The sequence below is a fragment of the Rhodoplanes sp. genome, assembly GCF_013377085.1.
Classification (GTDB): Bacteria; Pseudomonadota; Alphaproteobacteria; order Rhizobiales; family Xanthobacteraceae; genus Rhodoplanes.
Map to the genome: position 1 here is coordinate 48,417 of NZ_JACAAX010000005.1, position 19,430 is coordinate 67,846.

At 69.4% G+C, this 19,430-nt stretch carries 18 protein-coding genes and 1 pseudogene; 9 read left to right on the plus strand and 10 right to left on the minus strand.

The annotated features are described in order from the left end of the window. Positions 1-70: 70 nt before the first annotated feature. Both HXX10_RS05815 and HXX10_RS05820 read left to right on the plus strand, forming a co-directional pair. A pseudogene (locus HXX10_RS05815) lies at positions 71-277 on the plus strand (transposase); the annotation flags it as partial. A gap of 596 nt (positions 278-873) precedes the next feature. Continuing rightward, positions 874-2,391 carry a glycosyltransferase gene (locus HXX10_RS05820; protein ID WP_296520618.1) on the plus strand — a complete coding sequence of 506 codons (1,518 nt, stop codon included), beginning with the start codon at positions 874-876 and terminating at the stop codon, positions 2,389-2,391. 4 nt (positions 2,392-2,395) lie between these two features. Here the strand turns inward: HXX10_RS05820 and HXX10_RS05825 are convergent, their stop codons facing one another. Continuing rightward, positions 2,396-3,331 carry a lipase family protein gene (locus tag HXX10_RS05825; protein ID WP_296520621.1) on the minus strand — a complete coding sequence of 312 codons (936 nt, stop codon included), beginning with the start codon at positions 3,329-3,331 and terminating at the stop codon, positions 2,396-2,398. Positions 3,332-3,534: 203 nt separating this feature from the next. Here HXX10_RS05825 and HXX10_RS05830 point away from each other — a divergent pair, with 203 nt between their 5' ends. Next, on the plus strand, positions 3,535-5,316 hold the full coding sequence (locus tag HXX10_RS05830; RefSeq protein WP_296520623.1) for a metallophosphoesterase: 1,782 nt from the start codon (positions 3,535-3,537) through the stop codon (positions 5,314-5,316). 186 nt (positions 5,317-5,502) lie between these two features. On the opposite strand, the gene HXX10_RS05835 is transcribed toward HXX10_RS05830, so the two are convergent. From HXX10_RS05835 to HXX10_RS05845, 3 genes are all read right to left on the minus strand, one after another. Next, entirely contained in the window at positions 5,503-6,507 is a 1,005-nt protein-coding gene (locus tag HXX10_RS05835; protein ID WP_296520625.1) for an AI-2E family transporter, read from the minus strand. Between the two features lie 223 nt (positions 6,508-6,730). Continuing rightward, positions 6,731-7,747, minus strand: coding sequence for a tripartite tricarboxylate transporter substrate binding protein (locus HXX10_RS05840; protein WP_296520627.1), 1,017 nt, complete (start codon positions 7,745-7,747; stop codon positions 6,731-6,733). A 34-nt stretch (positions 7,748-7,781) separates the two neighbouring features. Beyond that, positions 7,782-8,675 carry an amidohydrolase gene (locus HXX10_RS05845; RefSeq protein ID WP_296520629.1) on the minus strand — a complete coding sequence of 298 codons (894 nt, stop codon included), beginning with the start codon at positions 8,673-8,675 and terminating at the stop codon, positions 7,782-7,784. Between the two features lie 122 nt (positions 8,676-8,797). Between HXX10_RS05845 and HXX10_RS05850 the strand changes: the two genes are divergently transcribed. Then, the gene (locus tag HXX10_RS05850) at positions 8,798-10,006 is read left to right on the plus strand and encodes a LysR family transcriptional regulator (protein ID WP_296520631.1); all 1,209 of its coding nucleotides are present in this window, start codon (positions 8,798-8,800) and stop codon (positions 10,004-10,006) included. 25 nt (positions 10,007-10,031) lie between these two features. Here HXX10_RS05850 and HXX10_RS05855 read toward each other — a convergent pair whose 3' ends face one another. The 4 genes from HXX10_RS05855 to HXX10_RS05870 are packed head-to-tail and all read right to left on the minus strand — an operon-like array spanning position 10,032 to position 13,676. Then, positions 10,032-10,814, minus strand: a complete 783-nt coding sequence (locus HXX10_RS05855; RefSeq protein ID WP_296520634.1) for an ABC transporter ATP-binding protein — start codon at positions 10,812-10,814, stop codon at positions 10,032-10,034. Further along, positions 10,811-11,659, minus strand: coding sequence for an ABC transporter permease (locus HXX10_RS05860; RefSeq protein WP_296520636.1), 849 nt, complete (start codon positions 11,657-11,659; stop codon positions 10,811-10,813). The genes HXX10_RS05855 and HXX10_RS05860 overlap by 4 nt, the downstream gene beginning before the upstream one ends. Further along, on the minus strand, positions 11,656-12,678 hold the full coding sequence (locus HXX10_RS05865) for an ABC transporter substrate-binding protein (RefSeq protein ID WP_296520638.1): 1,023 nt from the start codon (positions 12,676-12,678) through the stop codon (positions 11,656-11,658). The genes HXX10_RS05860 and HXX10_RS05865 overlap by 4 nt, the downstream gene beginning before the upstream one ends. Beyond that, positions 12,675-13,676, minus strand: coding sequence for an ABC transporter substrate-binding protein (locus tag HXX10_RS05870; protein ID WP_296520640.1), 1,002 nt, complete (start codon positions 13,674-13,676; stop codon positions 12,675-12,677). The genes HXX10_RS05865 and HXX10_RS05870 overlap by 4 nt, the downstream gene beginning before the upstream one ends. A gap of 408 nt (positions 13,677-14,084) precedes the next feature. On the opposite strand from HXX10_RS05870, the gene HXX10_RS05875 reads away from it, so the two are divergent. The 4 genes from HXX10_RS05875 to nusB all read left to right on the plus strand — a co-directional run bounded on the left by HXX10_RS05875 (position 14,085) and on the right by nusB (position 16,657). Beyond that, complete coding sequence (locus tag HXX10_RS05875; protein ID WP_296520642.1) at positions 14,085-14,948, plus strand: DMT family transporter; 864 nt, start codon at positions 14,085-14,087, stop codon at positions 14,946-14,948. 47 nt (positions 14,949-14,995) lie between these two features. Then, entirely contained in the window at positions 14,996-15,601 is a 606-nt protein-coding gene (locus HXX10_RS05880; protein ID WP_296520644.1) for a riboflavin synthase, read from the plus strand. A 61-nt stretch (positions 15,602-15,662) separates the two neighbouring features. Next, entirely contained in the window at positions 15,663-16,169 is a 507-nt protein-coding gene (gene ribH, locus HXX10_RS05885) for a 6,7-dimethyl-8-ribityllumazine synthase (RefSeq protein WP_296520645.1), read from the plus strand. Beyond that, positions 16,166-16,657 (plus strand): transcription antitermination factor NusB, encoded by a 492-nt coding sequence (gene nusB / locus HXX10_RS05890; protein WP_296520646.1) that lies wholly within the window; start codon positions 16,166-16,168, stop codon positions 16,655-16,657. The genes ribH and nusB overlap by 4 nt, the downstream gene beginning before the upstream one ends. A 30-nt stretch (positions 16,658-16,687) precedes the next feature. On the opposite strand, the gene HXX10_RS05895 is transcribed toward nusB, so the two are convergent. Then, complete coding sequence (locus HXX10_RS05895) at positions 16,688-17,119, minus strand: hypothetical protein (RefSeq protein ID WP_296520648.1); 432 nt, start codon at positions 17,117-17,119, stop codon at positions 16,688-16,690. A gap of 336 nt (positions 17,120-17,455) precedes the next feature. Here HXX10_RS05895 and HXX10_RS05900 point away from each other — a divergent pair, with 336 nt between their 5' ends. Continuing rightward, positions 17,456-18,037 carry a TetR/AcrR family transcriptional regulator gene (locus tag HXX10_RS05900; protein WP_296520649.1) on the plus strand — a complete coding sequence of 194 codons (582 nt, stop codon included), beginning with the start codon at positions 17,456-17,458 and terminating at the stop codon, positions 18,035-18,037. A gap of 139 nt (positions 18,038-18,176) precedes the next feature. Here the strand turns inward: HXX10_RS05900 and phbB are convergent, their stop codons facing one another. Next, positions 18,177-18,911: an acetoacetyl-CoA reductase gene (gene phbB, locus HXX10_RS05905; protein ID WP_296520652.1), complete on the minus strand. Its 735-nt coding sequence runs from the start codon at positions 18,909-18,911 to the stop codon at positions 18,177-18,179. Positions 18,912-19,430: the final 519 nt, after the last annotated feature.

Genomic DNA, 19,430 nt, shown 5'->3' on the forward strand with positions numbered 1-19,430 from the left:
GCCCGTGACCCGAGCCTCGCAGTTCTCCTCGAGAATGGGTGTAGCCCGCCACAGCGGATGAGGATGGACCATGAAGCCGAGGCGGCTCACGGAAGAGCAGATCATTGGAATCCTGCGCGAGCAGGAGGCGAGGGCGACGACGGCCGACGTCTTCCACAAGCATGGGGTCAGCAGCGCGACCATCCACAACTGGAAGGCGAAATGCGGCGGGATGGACGTCTCTGACGCCAGGTGGCTGACAGCGCTGGAGGACGAGAACACCAAGCTCGCGAAGCTTTCTGGCCGAGACGATGCGACCCGCCTGGCGCACCTTCACGGAGGTGGCCCGCATGTCCGCGGTCGGCGAGAGCAAGTGTTCCATTCCTCCTGCCGAACAGAAATCCGGCGAACCGGATTTGCCTGCGGTTCAGCAGTCTTTCGATCGGATTCCCGCACTGGTAACAGGTTCCGGAATATTCTAGTCTGCAACATATCCGTCGTGTCCCGAAATGGTTTGGCCTCTCCGTGGTCACAAAAACCGGCTCTTTGCCTCGGCTCGAGTTCACAGGGGACTCGGATTCACGAGGACGGAGACCGGATGTCTCATGGTTTGCGGCTTTGGCCGACGGCGCCGGACCGCGCGGGTCTCGCGCCAAGAATGCAAATGCGGCATCCGGCGCGCAGGCCGCGGGCCTGCACCCCGGTCAAGCCCCATGCGAGTCCGAGGAAGAGGTGCTAGACGCTGTCCCGAGCATGTCCCGGTGCGGTGGGAACCGTTTCGCATAAGGACATGCGACCACGAATGAACGACGAGAGCGCCGCCCGACTCCATCGGGACAGAATGCGCTCCGGTTTCCGGACCTTGGTCCGACCGATCTCCGGTGGTGCTTGAAAATGCTCTATGTCGATGTTTCGGACTTCTTGGAATACGCCCGGTTCAATTCTACCCTGACGGGAATTCAGCGCGTCTCGGCGGTGCTGATCAATCGCCTCACCAAACGACTCGGCGTCGATGGCTTTCGCCTGATCGCCTATCATCCGAACAAGAGGACGGTTCAGACATATTCTCCGGAACACTTCGCCGGAGACTACGTCTACGATCAGCTCCGGTATTGTGCCTATTTCGACTTGCTTCTCGAATACGGCGATACGGTGCATGCTGTCAGCTTGCGGGCCTATGTCAGGAAACGGTACGGCAAGGGACTGCCGAGTCATCTTCATACATTGCGGCTGTTGATTGCGAATGCCGTTTCGGGTGGGCAGGCGTTCCAAAGACGAAACATCGTCAGGAATCCGGGCGCATCGGCAGCGGAGGAGCCAAAGCTGGTTCCCGGCGATACCGTGTTCGTTCCCGGCGCAATCTGGAACATGCCGGCCTTTCGCGATCATCTCACTGCTCTGTCGGAGCGCGGCGTCGAGATCATCCAGTTGTTGCATGATCTCATTCCGCTGGTGACGCCGGAGCACGTCTTCGAGTCCGTGCCTCGACAGTTTGCCGAGTGGCTGGATTCGATGGCGCGGATCGTCAGCGTCTTCGTGGTCAGCTCCAGGGCGACGGAAGCGGATCTGAGGGTCTTTCTCGATCGCAATGGTCACACGAAAGCGGCCATCCGCGTGGTCACGCTCGCCCACGAATTCCTCCGTGCGCCTGCGGCCGACGAGGCTCCATTCGCACCGGTCGCGGTGTTTCGTCCCGAATTGGCAGGGCGGATCCGTCAATGGGCCTTGAACGAGAGCCGCCTGCCTTACGTCCTCGTCGTCGGGACGATCGAGTCGCGCAAGAACATCTGGACGCTCGCCCTTGTCTGGAAGTCGCTCTACGACGAGCTCGGCCACCGGCTGCCGCGGTTGATCTTCGCCGGGAAGCGCGGCGGCATGAAGGACGACTTCGACGCCTTCATGCGGGCGACGGGCGGCCTGTACGGCTACATCCGCATTCTCGAAAGGCCGAACGACGACGAGCTCGCCTATCTCTACGAGCACTGCTTGTTCTCGGTGTTCGTGAGCTACTACGAGGGCTGGGGGTTGCCGGTCGGCGAGTGTCTGTGGTTCGGCCGGCCGGTCATCGCGTCGTCGGCCAGCTCGACGCCGGAGGTGGGAGGCACGTTGGCCGACTACGCCGATCCGTACGACTTCGTCAGCATCCGGCAGGCGGTGCGTCGGATGATCGTCGACGACGAGTACCGCGAACAGCGGGCGTCTCGGATCGACCGCGCCAACCTGCGGACCTGGGCCGATTTCGCGGACGAGCTCTGGTCGGTTCTGCAAGCGCATGCCGGGCCGGTGCAGAGCCGCAGCGCCGAGCCTGCCGAGCCCATCTCGAGCGGCAACGGCCTCGGCTGGTCTGGCGCGGCGCTGCCGCGGCCCACGCCCGGAGCGGGCGATCGAGCGGAAAGTCCTGCCCTGAACTGAACGACTATGGCGAGCCGTCGCCGCCGACCGCGGGGGCCGGATCGAGGGCCATCCAATAGCGGTCGGGCAGATGGTCGCCGAAGGCGGGCGGCAGGATGCGGGAGAGCTGGCCGATCGGATCGGGCCGGATCGCCGGCGCGACCGACAGCGACCAGAGCTGGCGCAGCCCTTCCTTCAGGCCGCCGAGCAGGCCCGGAACGAACGCCGGCTCGTCGGTCGGCGCCGGGCGCAGCGCGGCGGCGTCGAACCGGGTGTGGCGCGGGCAGGGGAGAAACCGCCCGACATGGCAGAAGGTGAGCTCGGACGGTGGCACGGTCGGCACCACGTCCTCGCCATGCACCAGCCGGTAGGTGCGCTCGCCTGCGGCAGCGTTGTAGGCGGCGGCGAACTCCGGGCTGCCGACCCGTGGCATGCCGAACGTGTAAACCTCGGACTCCAGCCCGAACTCGGTGCGGATGCGATGCGCGGCCAGCACGGCGAGCGCGCCGCCGAGGCTGTGCCCGACCACGAGCAGCGGTGCGGCCGGATCGGCCCCGCGCAACGCGCTCGTGACATCGCCCCATGCCGCTTCGAGGGCGGTGTCGAAGCCGCGATGAATGCCCTCCTGGTTCTGGACGAAATTGATGTCGGTCAGCCAGTGCGCGAGATTGAGCGGATCGGTGCCGGCGAAGGCGAGCACGCCGATGCCGCGTGTTTCGGCGACGAGCCCGCGCGTGCCGGTGATCGGCAGCACGCTCGTCGCCGGCGGATCGAACGCCGCGATCCGCTGTGCCGCCCACAGGGTCAGCACCGCGTCGATCTTGTCGATCTCGTCCTCGTAGGCGAGCTGCGAGAACCAGGCCGCCGCCCGTGCCGTGCCCAGGCTGAACCGGCCCGGCACGCAGGCGCCGAGCGCATCCGGCGGATAGAGCTCGACCGGCAGCCGGGTCAGGAACGTCATGCCGGACTCCGTTTGCCCGATACTTGGAGGGTGCATTGCCGGCGCATTCGGCGTGGCAGCGGCCATCGCGCGACACTGTCGGACTAGCGCGCTGCCGGACCCCTGTCGATCAGGATGATCCCGCTGGGGTCCGGACGGTGCATAATGGGCAGGGTTCGGCGGCGTTCCGAGGCGCATGCGCCGGCCGGACCACAGGAGGGCGCATGACGGCGGTGATCGATCCGCGCAGCGGCGACGTCGAGGACGATGCCTCGAGCACAAGGCGGCATTCGCTGCTGTCGCTCGCCGGCAGCCTGCTGGCCGAGATCAGCCTGCCCAAGCTGGCGGTCGCCTGGACCCTGCTGATCGGCCTTCCAGCGCTGGCGCTCGGCCTGGCGCCACTGGTCGTGTCGCTGTGGTTCGCCACCCTGTCGACCAAGGCGGCGACCGTGCTGTCCGGCGCCGGCTCGGTGATGCTGCTCGCTGCCGTGCTGGTCGCCGGCTGGTACGGCGGCCGTCGCCTGCTGCCGATCGCCGAGCGGAGCTTCTGGTCGCTCAACGCGCTCGCCGTGCAGCCGGCCTATGCGTTCGTCCGCGAGCTGTTGCGCCACCTCGTCGAGAAGGCGCTGCCGGGCCGGGTCGGTGCCGACACGCGTGCGACCGTGCGGGCGACCACCGCGGCGCTGGCCGGCGTCGTCGTCTGCGTTCCGACCTTGTGGCTGATCACGGCCGTGTGGCCGTCGACCCGGTGGATCGGCACGGCGGCCGATCTCGCCTCTCCCTGGAGTCTCGTCGGCGTCGCCGTCGCCAACAGCACGGTCGTGGTCGCCGCCTATTTCGCCGCGGCGGCGCTCGCCTGGGGCATCGCCGATGCGACCATGGGCCAGCCGCGCACGATCGCCGATTTTCCCGCCGCCACGCCGGGGCGACGGCGGTGGCGCATCGCGCATCTCTCCGACATCCACATCGTCGGCGAGCAGTACGGCTTCCGCATCGAATGCGGGCGCGCCGGCCCGCGCGGCAACGACCGACTGCAGCGGGTGTTCGCCCAGCTCGACTTGATCCATGCGAGCGAGCCGCTCGACGCCGTGCTCGTTTCCGGCGACGTCACCGATGCCGGGCGCTCCGCCGAATGGGCCGTGTTCTTCGATACGCTCGCGGCGCATCCGCGGCTCGCCGAGCGCGTGCTGATCCTGCCGGGCAATCACGACGTCAACGTCGTCGACCGGGCGAATCCGGCTCGCCTCGACCTTCCGTTCAGCCCCAACAAGCGGCTCCGCCAGGCCAGGATGATCTCGGCCATGGCGGCCGTGCAGGGGTCTCGCGTGCGGGTGATGGACGCCGCCTCCAAAGACCTCGGCCCGACGCTCGACGAGGCGTTGCAGCCGCACCGCGACACGATCGAGATCTTTGCCGACACCGGCTCGCTGCGGCTCGCCCGCGACGTTGCGGCGCTGTGGGCCGGCCTCTTCCCGATGGTGCTCCCGCCCGACACCGCCGACGGGCTCGGGATCGTCGTTCTCAACTCGAATGCCGACACGCATTTCTCCTTCACCAATGCGCTTGGGTTGGTGTCGACCGAGCACATGGGCGCCGTCACGCGGGCCTGTGCGGATTATCCGAACGCAAGCTGGCTGATCGCGCTGCATCACCACATGGTCGAATACCCGATGCCGGCGAAGCAGTTCTCGGAGCGGGTCGGCACCGCGCTGGTCAACGGGAGCTGGTTCGTGCGCCGGCTGCAGCAGATCGTGCCCGGCGCCGTGGTGATGCACGGCCATCGCCATATCGACTGGATCGGCGAAATCGGCTGCCTGCAGATCGTGTCCGCCCCGTCGCCCGTCATGGAGGCGACCAATGATTGCACGACGCACTTTTACGTCCACGTCCTCGAGGCCGGCCCGGACCGGCTCCACCTGCTCGAGCCGCAACGGATCGACGTCGCCGGCGTGGATGCGGCGGAGTCGGATCGCACGGCGCGTCTGGTTGCAGGGATCGGGGCCTGATACTGGATCAGGTTGATCCCTTCGGTGGTCATTCCGGGACGGCGCGGAGCGCCGGGCCCGGAATCCAGCCACGTCCTCGGCATCCGTTGCTGGATTCCGGGTTCGCACCTTCGGTGCGCCCCGGAATGACAGTGAACCGATCAGCCGGATTTCCTATGGCGTCGATCGGGAGAACCGGGCGGCCGCTCAGGTCTTTTCGGGCATGCTGCCGCCGAGGAGCTGGGCGACCCAGCGGCTGCCGCGGAATTGCTCGCAGATGGTCAGGATCGCGATCACGATCGGCACGCCGATGAAGGCGCCGGCGATCCCCCACAGAAAGCTCCACAGGAAGACGGCGAACAGCACCGCGAAGGGCGACAGCGACAGGGCGCTGCCGGCGATCCGCGGCTCCATGTAGCTCCCCACCACGAACTGGATCAGGTTCAGGCAGGCGAACACCAGGATCGCCGTCTCCCACGATTCGAAATGGGCGAAGGCGAACAGGGTCGGGGCGAGCGTGGCGACGAACGGGCCGATGAACGGGATGTAGTTCAGCGCGAAGGCGATGACGCCCCACTCGACGGCGAGCGGCAGCCCGACCGCCAGCGCGAAGCCGGTGACCAGGGCGCCGGTGACGACGCTCATGGCGGTGCGCACCAGCATGTATCTCTGCAGCTTTGTCGCGGTCGCGGCGCCGGCGCGCAGCAGGCCGGTCCCGATCGTGTGGTTGTGCAGGGCGCGCAGCTTGGCGGCGGCCAGCTCGACCTCCAGCAGGCCCAGGATCGTGAACACGAGCGTGACGATTGTGAAGCTCATGATGCTCTGCAGCCGCGATCCGACCCGCTGCACCGCGCCGACCAGCCAGCTCACGCTGAAGAGATCCCCGAACACGCCCGTCACGGCGAAGCCGTGGCCCTCCAGCCAGGTGACCGCCTGCAGATACATGGCCTGGAACCGCGCCGTATCGGCGATCAGCCAGCGTGCGGCGCGTCCGAATCCCCAGCCGATCAGGGTCGCCAGGACGCCGATCACCACGGCGACGAGGACGACCGTGACGACCACGGCGAGAAGCTTCGGCAGGCGCGCCTGCAGCACCGTTTGAAGGGGCCACACCAGCGCGATGATGAACACCGTGAAGACCACCGGGGCCAGCACCACGCTGGCGTAATAGAGCGCGATCAGCACCAGGATAGTGGTGCAGATGCCGAGCATCGTGAGGTGTCCGCGCTCATTGACCATCGCCGTCGTGCCGCCTCGCCGTGGGACCCAGCCGTCGGGCGCCATGCATCCGACAGCCCCCTACGACTACGACTACGACGGCGGCGGCGGGAATGCCAAGCGCCGGGCTTCGGATTCCTCCGATCGGTCGCGGGCGAGCGCCGATACCACGCGGGCCGCATTGAGGAGCATCAGGCGACCTCGTGCGGCAAGCCGGTCATTTCTTCTCGATGCCGGCGTCGGCGGCCACCTTGGCCCATTTGACCACCTCCCGGGCGATGCGGGCGCGGAATTCCTCGACCGAGCAGCCGCGCGCCGTCATGCCGAACTTGGTGGCGGACGCCTGGATGTCGGGCAGGGCCAGCACCTCGATCACGGCGCGATTGAGCACGGCGACCACCTCGGGCGGCGTCGCGGCCGGAGCCGCGAGCCCGTTCCAGCTCGTCACCTCGTAGTCGGGAAGGCCGCTCTCGGCGACGGTCGGCACCTCCGGCAGGGCGGCGGCGCGCTCGCTCGCCGTCGTCGACACTGCGACGATCTGGCGGTCCGCGAGCGCCCCCTGCAGGGCGGCCTGGTACTCGAACAGCACGTCGACATCGCCCTGGATCATGGCGGTGACGAGCTGTGGCGTCGTCTTGAACGGGATCGCCGTGACGGTGATGCCGGCCATCGACTTGAACAGCTCGCCGGACAGATGCTGGTTGCTGCCCGGATTGATGCTGCCGAAGTTGAGCTTGCCGGGCTCGGCCTTGGCGGCGGCGATGATGTCGCGCACCGATTTCAGCGGGCTGCCTGCCTTGGTCGCGACGACGAGCCCGTAGGAGGCCGTGGTGGAGATCGGAACCAGGTCGCGCTCGAGGTCGTAGGGCAGCGACTTGAACAGCGACTTCGCGGCCGTGAGGCCGCCGCCGATCATGGCGAGCGTGTAGCCGTCCGCCGCCGACGTCACCACGGCGTTGATGCCGACCACGCCGGCGGCGCCCGGCCGATTGTCGATGATGAACTGCTGGCCGAGCTTTTCGGAGAGCTTTTGCGCCACCATCCGCATGGTGACGTCGGCGATGCCGCCGGCCCCGTAGGGCACGATGATGCGCACCGGCCGGCTCGGATAGGCCTGGGCGCGTGCCGGCGTGCCGCCGGCCGACGCCAGCAGGGCTCCGGCGACGCCGCCCAGCAGCAGGCTGCGCCGGTCCGGCTGCGCCGATGCGCCGTTCCGCTCGATCCCGCGCGTCATGGTCGTTCCTCCGTCTCGTCTCAGCATAGCGCCGTCAGGGCAGGATCGCTGCGTGCCTTGCCGGTGCGGCGCCCGCGGGCTCGGCGAGGGCCGGATAGAGGCGGCGCGCCGTGCCGGCGAAGATCGCGGCGCGGTCGGTCTCGCTCAGGCAGGCGAGGCTCCTGCGGGCCTCGTCGAGGATGCGGCTCATCGGCCCGGCCTCGGCCGGGAAGTTGGAGCCCCAGGCGATGCGGTCCGCTCCGAAGGCGGCGACGAGACGCGGGAAGAAGTCGTCCGGCCGCGACGCGCCGGCCGAGGCCTCGCGCACCGTACGGCTGGTCAGCTTCAGCATCACGTTCGGATGCTCGGCGAGGGCGAACAGCCAGGCGGCATTGCGGTAGGGCGCGCCGTCCGTGAGATCCACCCGGGCGAGATGATCGAGCACCACCGGGACCTTTCGGAATCGGTCGAGCAGGATCAGCAGTGCGTCGACGCCCTCCGGGCGCATCTGGATGCACACCGGCACGTTGGCCGCCTCGGCCCGCTCCCACACCGGGAAGGTGCGCGGATCGGCCAGCCAGCCGGCCTGGCCGGGCTGGGTGGTGCCGGTGGTGAACAGCCGCATCCCGGTGAGACCCGCCGCCACCCACCTGTCGAAGATGCGGTCGGCGTCCGCTGCGAACAGGTCCATCGAGAAGACGCCGGTGAAGCGGTCCGGAAACGCCGCGACCGACCAGGCCAGATAGGAATTGTCGAAACCGTAGGCGGTCGACGCCTGCACGACGGCTGCCTTCGCCACCCCGGCTTCGTTCATGGCGGCGATCAGGGCCTCGGCCGGGGTCGGCCGCGCATGCGACCAGTCGGACTGCTTGCCGCCCAGCGGCGCCAAGGGATAGCGGACCGTGTCGGGCGAAATCACATGCGTATGGATGTCGATGATGTCGTGCATGAAGGGCCTCCACATTGCCGCCCATTCAGCACTTTTCTCTGCAGCGGAGCCCATTACAACGCTGACGGGTACCATGCTATTCTGCTAAGTGAAGTACTAGTTCCACGCTTCTGGAGGGAGCCTTGGGTCCTCGTCTCGGCCGCCTGCGGGCGTTCCGCCATGTCGCCGTCGCGGGCGGCATGACCGGGGCAGCGCGGGCGTTGCGACTCACCCAGCCGGCCGTCAGCCGCGCCGTGCAGGGGCTCGAACGGGATCTCGACGTCGCGCTGGTCGAGCGCCGCGGGGACGGCAGCGTGCTCACCGAGGAGGGGCGGGTGCTGGGGCGGCGGGTCGAGCGCCTCTTCGCGCAGCTCGCCGCGGCAGTGGCGAACGCCACGGGGCGCGATCCGGAGGCCGACACGGTCGTCCGCGTGGTCCGGGCGCTCGGCGACGGCCATCTGCGCAGCCTCGACGCGATCTGGACGGCGCAGACCTTCCGCCGCGCCGCCGCCGCGCTCGACGTCGCCGAGCCGACCCTGCACCGTGCCGCCCGCGACCTCGAGCGGCTCGTCGCGGTGTCGCTCTATCGGCGCACGCGCGACGGCGTCGGCCTGTCGCCGGCCGGCACCGAGCTCGCCCGCCGTTTCGCGCTGGCCGCGGCCGAGATCCGCGCCGGCCTGGAGGAGCTCAGCCTCCGGCGTGGCTCTGCTGCGGCGACCATCACGGTCGGCGTGCTGGCGCTGGCGCCGACCCGCATGGTCGCACTCGCGGCCGAGGCGATGCTGCGCCGGCATCCCGGCGCGAGGCTGACGATCCGCGAGGCCGCCTATGCGGCGCTCGCCGACGCGTTGCGCAGCGGCGGCCTCGACCTGATCTTCGGCGCGCTGCGGGCGCCGCCGCCCTTCGACGATCTGCGCGAGGAGGGGCTGTTTCCCGACCCCTACCGCATCGCCTGCCGGCGCGACCATCCACTGGCGGCGCGTCGACATCTAACGCCCGCCGATCTGCGCGGTGTCGACTGGGTGGTGCCGACCAGAAGCCTGCCGCGCCGGGCCGTCACGGATCGCATCATGGCCGACTGGGGTCTGACGCAGCGCGTCCAGATCGAGGCGGATTCGCTCGGCGCCACCGTGTCGGCGCTGGCGGCGAGCGACCGCATCAGCCTGCTGCCGCACGCCACCGTGGTGGCCGACGATCGTCCCGACCGCCTCGCCGTGCTCGACCTCGCCATCCCGCACCCGCCCCGTATCGTCGGCCTGACCACCCGGGCCGATTGGCTGCCGACCGCCGTGCAGGCGGATTTTGTGAACCGGCTGCGCGAGATCTGTGGGAGCGGCGTCGGGCAAGCGTAAAGCGAAACCGGATCGGCTCCTCGCGTCACCTCTCGCGCGGCATCGCGTCGTCGTAGGCGAGCGCGCGGGCGATCGCCGGATCGGCGAGCAGGCGCGCGACCTCGGCCTGGACGAAGCCGTCGTCACGCACGCTGAAGGGCAGGGCAATGTCGTGCCGGGCGGCGACGCGGGCCGGCCGTGGCGACAGCACGATGATGCGGTCGGCCATCCGCACCACTTCGGCGAGGTCGTGCGTCACCAGCACGGTGGTGAGGCGGCGCGCATCGATCAGCCGCCGGACCAGCGCCTGCAGGTGACGGCTCAGCCCGACATCGAGTGCGCCGAACGGCTCGTCGAGCAGCAGCAGGTCGGGCTCGACGGCGAGCGCACGGGCGAGCGCCACGCGCTGGCGCATGCCGCCGGACAGCGCGTGCGGGTATTTTTCGCCGTCCTCGGGCGAGAGACCGACGACGGCGAGCAGGCGCTCGGCCCGGGCGATGCGCTCGGCGCGGCTCAGCGGCAGCGCGGTCAGTCCGAAGGCGATGTTGTCGCGGGCCGTTCGCCAGGGCAGCAGGCAGGGATCCTGGAACGCATAGGCGGGTCGACGGAACGGATGCGCGATGCGGCCTCGCTCCGGCTGCACGAGCCCGCCCAGCAAGGCGAGCAGCGTGCTCTTGCCGCAGCCGGACGGCCCGATCAGGCCGCCGATCCGGCCGGCCGGCAACACGAAGGAGACGCCATCGAGCACGGGCTCGGCGCCGTAGGCATGGGAGACGGCCTCGACGACGAGCGCATCGTGCGATGTCGCGTCCATGGCGGCGGCCGTCATGCGTCGACGCCGCCGCCGCGCCGTGCCGTCGGCAGCGCGGCACCAGGAATCTCCCGCCGCCAGATCAGCATGCGTCGGCGCAACGGATCGAGCAGCAGGTGGTCGATCGCGAGCAGCAGGGCGACGACGAGGAGGATCCAGGCCATCGCCTTGGCGGTGTCGATCTGGGCCCGCGCCGTCGCCAGCCCGTCGCCGATGCCGCCGGCGCCGCTCAACAGCTCGGTCATCACGGCGACCTTCCAGGCGAGTGCCAGCGCGGTGGCGACAGCGGGGAACAGATAGGAGAGCATGTGGGGCAGATAGACGTCGAGAACCAGCACGCGGCGCGGCACCCGGAAGGCGCGCGCCATCCGGCGCAACGCGCCGTCGAGGCTCAGCACGCCCTCGGCGGCGCTCGCGAACACGATCGGGGCGCAGGTCACCAGTACCGTGAACACGACCGCGAGCCCGCTGTTGCCGAACCACAGCAGCGACAGCACCACCCAGGCGATCGCCGGAATGCCGAGCATCAGCGTGGCGATCGGCTGGAGCAGCCGACGCGCCACCTCGGAGAGACCGGCGAGGGCGCCGAGCAGCGCACCCAGCACGACGCCGGCCAAAAAGCCCGACAGCGCGTCGCGGCCGGTCTCGATCACGGCGGGCAGCACCTTGCCGTCGCGGGTCATCTGCCACAGCGCCGCGGCCGTTTCGCGCGGCGAGGGCAGCAGCAGCGAGCCATAGACGGCGTGGCCGATCTCCCACAGCACGATCAGCAGCAGCAAGCTCGCGGCCGTGCCCCAGCCGGCCCTCAGCCGGCCGAGTAGTCCGCCGAGCAGTCGGCCGATGGCGCCGCGCTGCGCCGTCATGCCGGATCTCCCCAGTAGAAGCGTGCCGGCGGCAGGCTGCCGCCGAGCACATCGGGGGCGACCGCGGCGAGCTCGCCGAAATACTGTTCGAGATTGGTGCGCACCGACGCGGCCGCGACCACGTCGAGCCGGAAGAATGGGAGCGAGCCTTCGATCACGGCGGCCGGCAGCGCCAGTGGCTCGCTGCCGAGCCGGGCCGCCGCGGCCGGCTCGGCTCGCACCCAGGAGGCTGCGGCCACGGAGGCGCGGTGCAGGGTGGTGACCAGCGCGGGATTCGTCTCGACCAAGGCCTCGCTCACGGCGAGCCCGGCCTTGGGAAGGCCGCGCGGCCGCCCGGTGAGGGCGCCGTACACGGCGGTGAGGTCGGCGATGCGCCGCACCGGTGCGGCGGAGGCGGCGCTGCGCAGCAGGATCGCGGTGGCGAGCGGCTCGGGCACCACGGCGAGATCGGTCTCGCCTTCGAGCAGGCGCCGCGCCGTCTCGGCCGGCGTCGCCACATAGTCGAGGCTGACGTCGCGGTCCGGGTCGAGGCCGAGCCGCCGCAGCACCAGGCGGACGATCAGGTCGGGCGCCTCGCCGCGGAACGCCACGGTGATGCGCCGGCCGGCCAGATCCTCGATGCGGGTAACCGACGCGTCGCGGCCGACCAGATAGAGGAGGCCCCAGGCGACCACGTCGAGCAGGCGGATCGCGGCGCCTCCGTTGAACAGCGCCGCGGCCGCGTCGGTCGGCAGGCCGACCACGTCATACGCACCCGAACGCACGCCGGCGCGCAGCTCGTCGAGGGTCCGCCACACCTGCAACTGGGGGGCTTCGACATAGGGAGCGAGCGCGCCGGTTTCGAGAACGCGGGCGAGCAGCACGGTCGGGGTCGCCGGCATGCCGGCGATGGTCAGCCGGTCGCGCCGCGGCGCGGCCCGGGTGCGGGCCGGCGCGAAGCCGGTCGCTGCGACGGCCGCAACTCCGCTCAGCGCCGCGCGGCGGGAGAGCGGGCGTCCCGGCCGGCCACGGCCGCTCATGTGTCCCGGCCCCAGTAGAAGGCGTCGTCCGGCAGCTTGCCGCCGAGGATGTCGGGCGACATCTCCATGAGGTCGCCGAAATAGCGCTCGAGATCGCCCCGCGCGTCGGCGGCCGAGACGACGTCGAGCCGAAAAAACGGGATCGACCGGGTAATGGTGGCGGCGCCGAGATCGAGCAGCGCGGCGCCGAGCCGGCCGGCATCGACGGGGTTGTCGAGTACCCAGTGGGCACTGGCGACGCAGCCGTCGTGAATCGCCTGGACGACCTCGGGATAGGCCTGCACGAAATCCTCATGCACGCCGAGGCCTGCCTGGGCGATGCGCGGCGGCTGCCCGGTCAGGCGGCCATGCACCTCGGTCAGGTCGACGGCGCGGTAGACCGTCACGCCGGTCTGGGCGGCGCGCATCTCGGCCGCCGACGCCGCCGGCTCGGCGAGCACGGCGATGTCGGCGCGGCCGGCGAGGAAGAGCTGCACGGCCTCGGTGGCGGAGCCGACGTAATAGAGCTTCACGTCCTTGTCGGGATCGAGGCCGAGCCGCCGCAGCACCAGGCGGAAGATCAGGTCGGGCGCGTCGTTGCGGAAGGCGAGCAGGACGGTGCGGCCGGCGATGTCCTCGATCCGCTGCACCATCGGGTCGCGGCTCATCAGGTAGAGGAGGCCCCAGGTGACGACGTTGATCTGGCGGATCGGGACGCCGCGGTTGCGCATGTTGGCGCACGAATAGGTCGGTGTGCCGAACACCTTCATGTCGCCCGAGATCACTCCGGTGCGCATCTGGTCGGGACTGCGCCAGACCGCGAGCCGCGCCGTCTCGGCGAATGGCGCGAGCGCGCCGGCGTCGATCAGCCGCGCCATCACGACCGAGGGCGTCGCCGGCATGCCGTGGATCACCAGGCTGGCGAGCCGCATCGCCGCGTTCGCGCTGCCACCGAGCACCGCGGCGGCGCCGAGCGCCGCGAGCCCCGCGACTGTGTCGCGCCGGTTCGGCCCGGTCATGCCGCGTCCTCCTGCTGGCGTGCCGATCCGGCGGCCCGCTTCGTCGCCGAGGTCCCGCATGACCCGGCCGGACGACCATACGCCCCGGGCGGCGTGGGGGCAGCCGAGGGGGGATGGGCTGGATAATCGCTCGACTGCGCCGACGATAGTCGAGAAAACACCGACACGGCTTGTAATTGGCCGAAGCTGGACATCGCAAGTCTTCTCCCGCGATGCACAGACGCGCCCGGCCGATCGACTTCGGCAATGACAGCATCTTTTTTCCGAGCTGGATCCCTTGTCGGCCCGTTACCGCTCGCCCGCTGGCCGGAGCCGCGAAGGCCCGCGGGGTTGACGTTGCGGTGCAGGCCGCGGAGTGCTGTATGTCGCCTCCCGTCGACGCCTCCCATGGCCCGCCCCCAGGAGCCTATGCCCAAGCGATCCGTCCTTTCCGGCATCCTGTTCATGGTGGGGGCCACCGTGATGTTCTCGGTCGGCGGCGCGGTGTCCAAGTGGCAGCTCGTCACCTATCCGATCGGCGAGATCCTGGCGGTGCGGGCCTTCGTGTCGCTGGTGACGGTCGCCATCATCATCCTGCCGCGCACCGGGCTCGCCGTGTTCCGCACCAATCGGCTGCGCGACCACGGCACCCGCTCGCTCACCCAGGCGGCGGCCCAGACCTGCATCATGGTGGCGCTGAGCCTGCTGCCGTTCGCCAGCGTCATCGCCGTGAACTTCTCGGCGCCGCTGTTCGCCACGCTGTTCTCGGCCTTGTTCTTCCACGAGGCGGCCGGCCGCGCCCGCTGGGCCGCCCTGGTGGCGGGCTTCGCCGGCGTGCTGATCGTCACCCATCCGGGCGCCGACACGTTCCAGATCGGCTTCCTGTTCGCGATCGGCAATGCGGTGCTCTACGGCGTCGTCACGGCCGGCGTGCGCAGCATGACCAAGACCGAGTCGGCCGGCACCCTGACCATGTGGCAGATGGTCATGCTGACCGGCATCTTCACGGCGGCGCTGCCGTTCGGCTTCGTCGTGCCGACCGTCTGGGACGGCGTCCTGATGCTGTTCAACGGTGTGTCGAACGCGGTGGGCCAGTATTGGTGGACCCGCTCGCTGCATCTCGCGCCGGCCGGTGCGGTCGGGCCGTTCTACTACCTGTCGCTGGTGTGGGCGATGGCGATCGGCTTTCTGGTGTGGGGCGACGTGCCGACCGTCCATCTGGTGGTCGGCTCGGTCGTGGTGGTCACCTCGGGGTTGGCGCTGCTGTGGCACGAGTCGAGCCGGCGGTCGTGACGGCTGTGTGCGTTGCAATCGCGGGCGTATCGGCCTAATCCAGGGCCATGTTCACGGGCATCGTCACGGATATCGGAACCGTCGTCGCGGTCGCGCCGCGCGCCGACGACCTGCGCCGCCTCACCATCGCCTGCGGCTACGACCGCACCGGTATCGTCGATGGCGCCTCGATCGCCTGCAGCGGCACCTGCCTGACGGTGGTGGCCGCAGGGGTCGACAATGGCCGCACCTGGTTTGCGGTCGACGCCGCGGCCGAGACGCTGCGGCTCACCACGGTCGGGCGCTGGACGGTCGGCTCGCGGGTCAATCTCGAGCGCGCCCTGAAGATCGGCGACGAGCTCGGCGGGCACCTGGTTACCGGCCATGTCGACGGCCTCGCCGACCTGGTGTCGCGCGAGGATCTGGGCGAGATGGCCAGGATGACGTTCCGGGTGCCGACGACGCTGGCACGCTTCGTCGCCACCAAGGGGTCGGTGACGCTCGCCGGCGTGTCGCTCACCGTCAACGAGGTCGCGGGCGACACCTTCTCGGTGCTGCTGATTCCGCACACCCTGGAGGTGACGACGCTCGGCGAGCTCGCGGCAGGCGATCAGGCCAACCTCGAGGTCGACTTGATGGCGCGATACGCCGCACGCCTCGCAGAGGCCGCTTGACGCCATTGGGGTTGCGACCGGTCCCGCCGGCTTGCTACTGACGGCGCGACCGAGGAACCCCATGGCCGGACCGAGCACTGCCCCCCGTATCGCCGAAGACCCCTTGCCGGGCGCGCGCATCCTCATCGTCGAGGCGCGCTATTACGGAACCATCGCGGACGCGCTCCTGGAGGGCGCCCGCCGTGTCCTCGACGCCGCCCAGGTCGAATGGGACATCGTCAGTGTGCCAGGCTCGCTGGAAGTACCCCAGGCGGTGGCGATCGCGCTCGAAGCGCCCGTGCATGCGCGGCGGCTGCCGTTCGACGGCATCGTCGCGCTCGGCTGCGTGATCCGCGGCGAGACCAGCCATTACGACATCGTCGCCGGCGAATCCGCCCGCGCCCTGATGGATCTCGCGATCCGCCACCGGGTGCCGATCGGCAACGGCATCGTGACGACCGACACCCATGCCCAGGCGCTGGCCCGCGCCAATCCCGAGGAGGGCGACAAGGGTGGGGTCGCGGCCGCCGCCGTGACGTCGCTGATCCGGGTGAAGCGCCATCTGCAGAGCCCGCGGGGCGACCGGTGACCCGCGACGAGAAACCGCCCCGCAAGGCGAACCGGCGGGGTGCCGCGCGGCTCGCCGCCGTCCAGGCCCTCTACCAGATGGATATCGCGGCCACGCCGCTGCACGAGATCCTGGCCGAGTTCGAGGGCCACTGGATCGGCCGCGAGGTCGAGGGCGAGCAGTATCTGCCGGCCGAGGCGGGCTTCTTCCGCGACATCGTCAACGGCGTGGTGGCGGAGCAGCGCAAGCTCGATCCGCTGGTCGACCAGGCGCTGGCGCAGAGCTGGCCGCTCAAGCGGGTCGAGGCGATCCTGCGCTCGGTGCTGCGCGCCGGGGCCTGGGAGCTCGACAAGCGGCGCGACATCCCGGCCCGGGTGGTCGTGTCGGAATATGTCGACGTGGCCAATGCCTTCGTCGACCGTGACGAGACCGGCATGGTCAATGCCGTGCTGGACGAGATCGCCCGCCGGCTGCGCGCCGCCGAGTTCGACCCCGCCCCGCAGGGCTGAGCGCCTGCGAGGCCGGGCGCCGGGGCGTCCTCAGCGCCAGGCCGGCACGGTCCAGGCGCAACCCGAGAGACCGAGGCAGCCGGTCCCATAGTAGGCTGCCGTCGCCGCCGGATAGACATAGGTCGGATAGGCATACACGCGCCGCGCGTCGTCGGCGTAGATGGTGCCGTCCTGATAGGGCGTGACCCAGCCGACCGGCCCATAGGCACCGGGCGGAACCAAGCCGCCCACCGGAACGAAGCCGGACCGGGCCGACGGCAGCCGCGGCCGCACCGCGACATACCAGCCGTAGCCGGGACGCCACGCATAGCCGTAAGGCACTCGGGCCGGCGTATAGGCGCGGCCATGGTGGGCGCCATGGTAGGCGCCCGGGGCGTGCGGCGCTTGCGCGGACGCAGCCGGCGCAAAGGCGAACGCCGCCGCTGCGGCAGTCCCCGCCAAGATCAGCGCGCTCCTCGTCATGTCTTGGTCCTTTCGCTCGGATCGGAGATGTTCCGCCCGTTGCGCTGGCACTCTGGGTCGATTGGCGGAACGGTCGGACTTCGGTTGTCGCATGGAAGCCTGAAGGACCGGATAACGCCGGACGGCACCGTCATTCCGCGCGCCGGGAAGCAGCCCTCTCCCGTCCGCCGGACCGCCGGCCGACCGGGCCGGGATACCGCGGCATCGTGCCTCGGGCTGAAAAACCGCAAATCGTTAAAGAGGGTTTCTTCTCCAGCAAAAGACATTAATGTGATGGCACCATTCTAAAGCCGAGCACAACGGCAACCTTTCCACAGTACTTTTCGGAATACAGCAATGGCTCGCAAGTACGAGCTCAAACGGCGCGCGGTCCGCCAGGACGCGACCCGCCAAAAGATCGTGTCCGCCGCCGTAGAACTGCACTGCACGGTGGGCCCGATGAGAACCAGCATCCTGGCGATTGCCGAGCGGGCGGGGGTCGAGCGCCCGACCGTCTATCGGCATTTTCCGACGCTGGAATCGCTTTACGAAGCCTGCGCGCACCGGTTCTGGACCGAGAATCCGCTGCCCGATCCGACGCGGTGGTGCGAGATCGCCGATCCGGAGGCGCGGCTACGGCGCGGGCTCTCCGAGCTGTATGCCTTCTTCGAGAAGCAGTCCCCGGCGCTGTGGAACATCATGCGCGACATCGAGGACGAGCCGGATCTGCGGACGTTCTGCGGCAGCCATGCCGACGAATGGACGCGGATGCGCAGTGTCCTGGCGGAGGCGTTCGAAGCCGATGCGGCGCGACGCCAGCGGCTCGACGCGGCGCTCCTGCACGCGCTCGACTTCTTTTCGTGGCGCGCCTCGCGCGGGCACGGCATCCCCAACGACGTCATCATCGACCTGATGATCGGGATGATCCGCGCACTGTGACGGCACACCGTGGCGGCGCGCGGCGCGGTTGCGGTCTCGCCGACCCGGCCGCGATCTCGTCGTATCGACACCGAACACAAAAAAGCCCTGGCGCCGCAAGGCGCCAGGGCTGGTGGTCGGAGCAGGGCGCGCAGGCGCCCTACATGTACTGGCCGCCGTTGGCGGCAATGTCGGCGCCGGTGATGTAGCCGGCGCTGTCGGACGACAGGAACACGATGATGTCGGCGATCTCGTCGGGCGAGCCGAGGCGTCCGACCGGGATCAGCGGCAGGATCTTGGTGTCCATCACTTCCTTCGGCACCGACAGCACCATCTTGGTGCCGAGATAGCCCGGCGAGACAGTGTTGACGGTGACGCCCTTGCGGCCGACCTCGAGGGCCAGCGACTTGGTGAAGCCGTACATGCCGGCCTTGGCGGCCGAGTAGTTCGACTGGCCGAACTGGCCCTTGGCACCATTCATCGAGGAGACGTTGATGATCCGGCCCCAGCCGCGCTCCAGCATGCCGTCGATCACGTGCTTCGACATGTTGAAGACCGAGTAGAGGTTGGTCCGCAGGACGGCGTCCCAGCTCTCCTTCGTCATCTTGCGGAACATACTGTCGCGCGTGATGCCGGCATTGTTGACCAGCACGTCGACAGGGCCGATCTCGCTGGTGATCCGACCGATGCACTCCTGGCAGGAGTCGTAGTCGGCGACGTCGACATGATAGGCCTTGAACTCGCGACCTTCCTTCTTCTGGTTTTCCAACCACTCGTCGACGTGCTTGTTTCCGGGCGAACAGGTGACGGCGACCTTGTATCCGGCAGCGTGCATCTTGACGCTGATCGACTCGCCCAAGCCCCCCATCCCACCGGTAATGACTGCAACGCGCATGGCCCGAATTCCTCCTCGTTGAAGCGGCGTAGCCCTCGGTTCCCCGATCGGCGACCGGGATGTCTCTGCCTCGGTTCGTCCGGCCCGACCCGCATGCGGGTCGCCGGCTTTTCTTCGGCGTTACTCGTCCTTGCGTCGGCGCCGATGCTCGGTGTCGACGGTCCGGACATTTGGGCAGCACGTCGCCGGGGGTGGCTGCGGCGTGTGCCGGAAATAGTTCGATTATGACGGACGCCGGCAATCTTGGGCGATTGCCGCGGCCACCGCAAGGTGTTGGGCGAGGTGCGGGCGGAGTTTGTTGGCCCCCGCCGCTGCGACCGATGCGCCGGGCCTTTCGCGCAGTGACGCAGGTACATGACATCCGTCGACAGTTCCTTGGGCGCCTCCGACGCCCGGCTCTCGAAACCCTGATTCCGTGGTGCAGAAGACGAGCGCCGGGGATGGGATCCCACCGGCGCCGGCAGCCCGGGAAAACCGACCATGGATGTCGCCATTTCCCGCCGGCGCGCTCATGGGCGC

Coding starts and splice junctions, on each gene's coding strand:
- HXX10_RS05820 (WP_296520618.1), top strand. CDS start 874: ATGCTCTATGTCGATGTTTCGGACTTCTTGGAATACGCCCGGTTCAAT.
- HXX10_RS05825 (WP_296520621.1), bottom strand. CDS start 3,331: ATGACGTTCCTGACCCGGCTGCCGGTCGAGCTCTATCCGCCGGATGCG.
- HXX10_RS05830 (WP_296520623.1), top strand. CDS start 3,535: ATGACGGCGGTGATCGATCCGCGCAGCGGCGACGTCGAGGACGATGCC.
- HXX10_RS05835 (WP_296520625.1), bottom strand. CDS start 6,507: ATGCTCGGCATCTGCACCACTATCCTGGTGCTGATCGCGCTCTATTAC.
- HXX10_RS05840 (WP_296520627.1), bottom strand. CDS start 7,747: ATGACGCGCGGGATCGAGCGGAACGGCGCATCGGCGCAGCCGGACCGG.
- HXX10_RS05845 (WP_296520629.1), bottom strand. CDS start 8,675: ATGCACGACATCATCGACATCCATACGCATGTGATTTCGCCCGACACG.
- HXX10_RS05855 (WP_296520634.1), bottom strand. CDS start 10,814: ATGACGGCCGCCGCCATGGACGCGACATCGCACGATGCGCTCGTCGTC.
- HXX10_RS05860 (WP_296520636.1), bottom strand. CDS start 11,659: ATGACGGCGCAGCGCGGCGCCATCGGCCGACTGCTCGGCGGACTACTC.
- HXX10_RS05865 (WP_296520638.1), bottom strand. CDS start 12,678: ATGAGCGGCCGTGGCCGGCCGGGACGCCCGCTCTCCCGCCGCGCGGCG.
- HXX10_RS05870 (WP_296520640.1), bottom strand. CDS start 13,676: ATGACCGGGCCGAACCGGCGCGACACAGTCGCGGGGCTCGCGGCGCTC.
- HXX10_RS05875 (WP_296520642.1), top strand. CDS start 14,085: ATGCCCAAGCGATCCGTCCTTTCCGGCATCCTGTTCATGGTGGGGGCC.
- HXX10_RS05880 (WP_296520644.1), top strand. CDS start 14,996: ATGTTCACGGGCATCGTCACGGATATCGGAACCGTCGTCGCGGTCGCG.
- ribH (WP_296520645.1), top strand. CDS start 15,663: ATGGCCGGACCGAGCACTGCCCCCCGTATCGCCGAAGACCCCTTGCCG.
- HXX10_RS05895 (WP_296520648.1), bottom strand. CDS start 17,119: ATGACGAGGAGCGCGCTGATCTTGGCGGGGACTGCCGCAGCGGCGGCG.
- HXX10_RS05900 (WP_296520649.1), top strand. CDS start 17,456: ATGGCTCGCAAGTACGAGCTCAAACGGCGCGCGGTCCGCCAGGACGCG.
- phbB (WP_296520652.1), bottom strand. CDS start 18,911: ATGCGCGTTGCAGTCATTACCGGTGGGATGGGGGGCTTGGGCGAGTCG.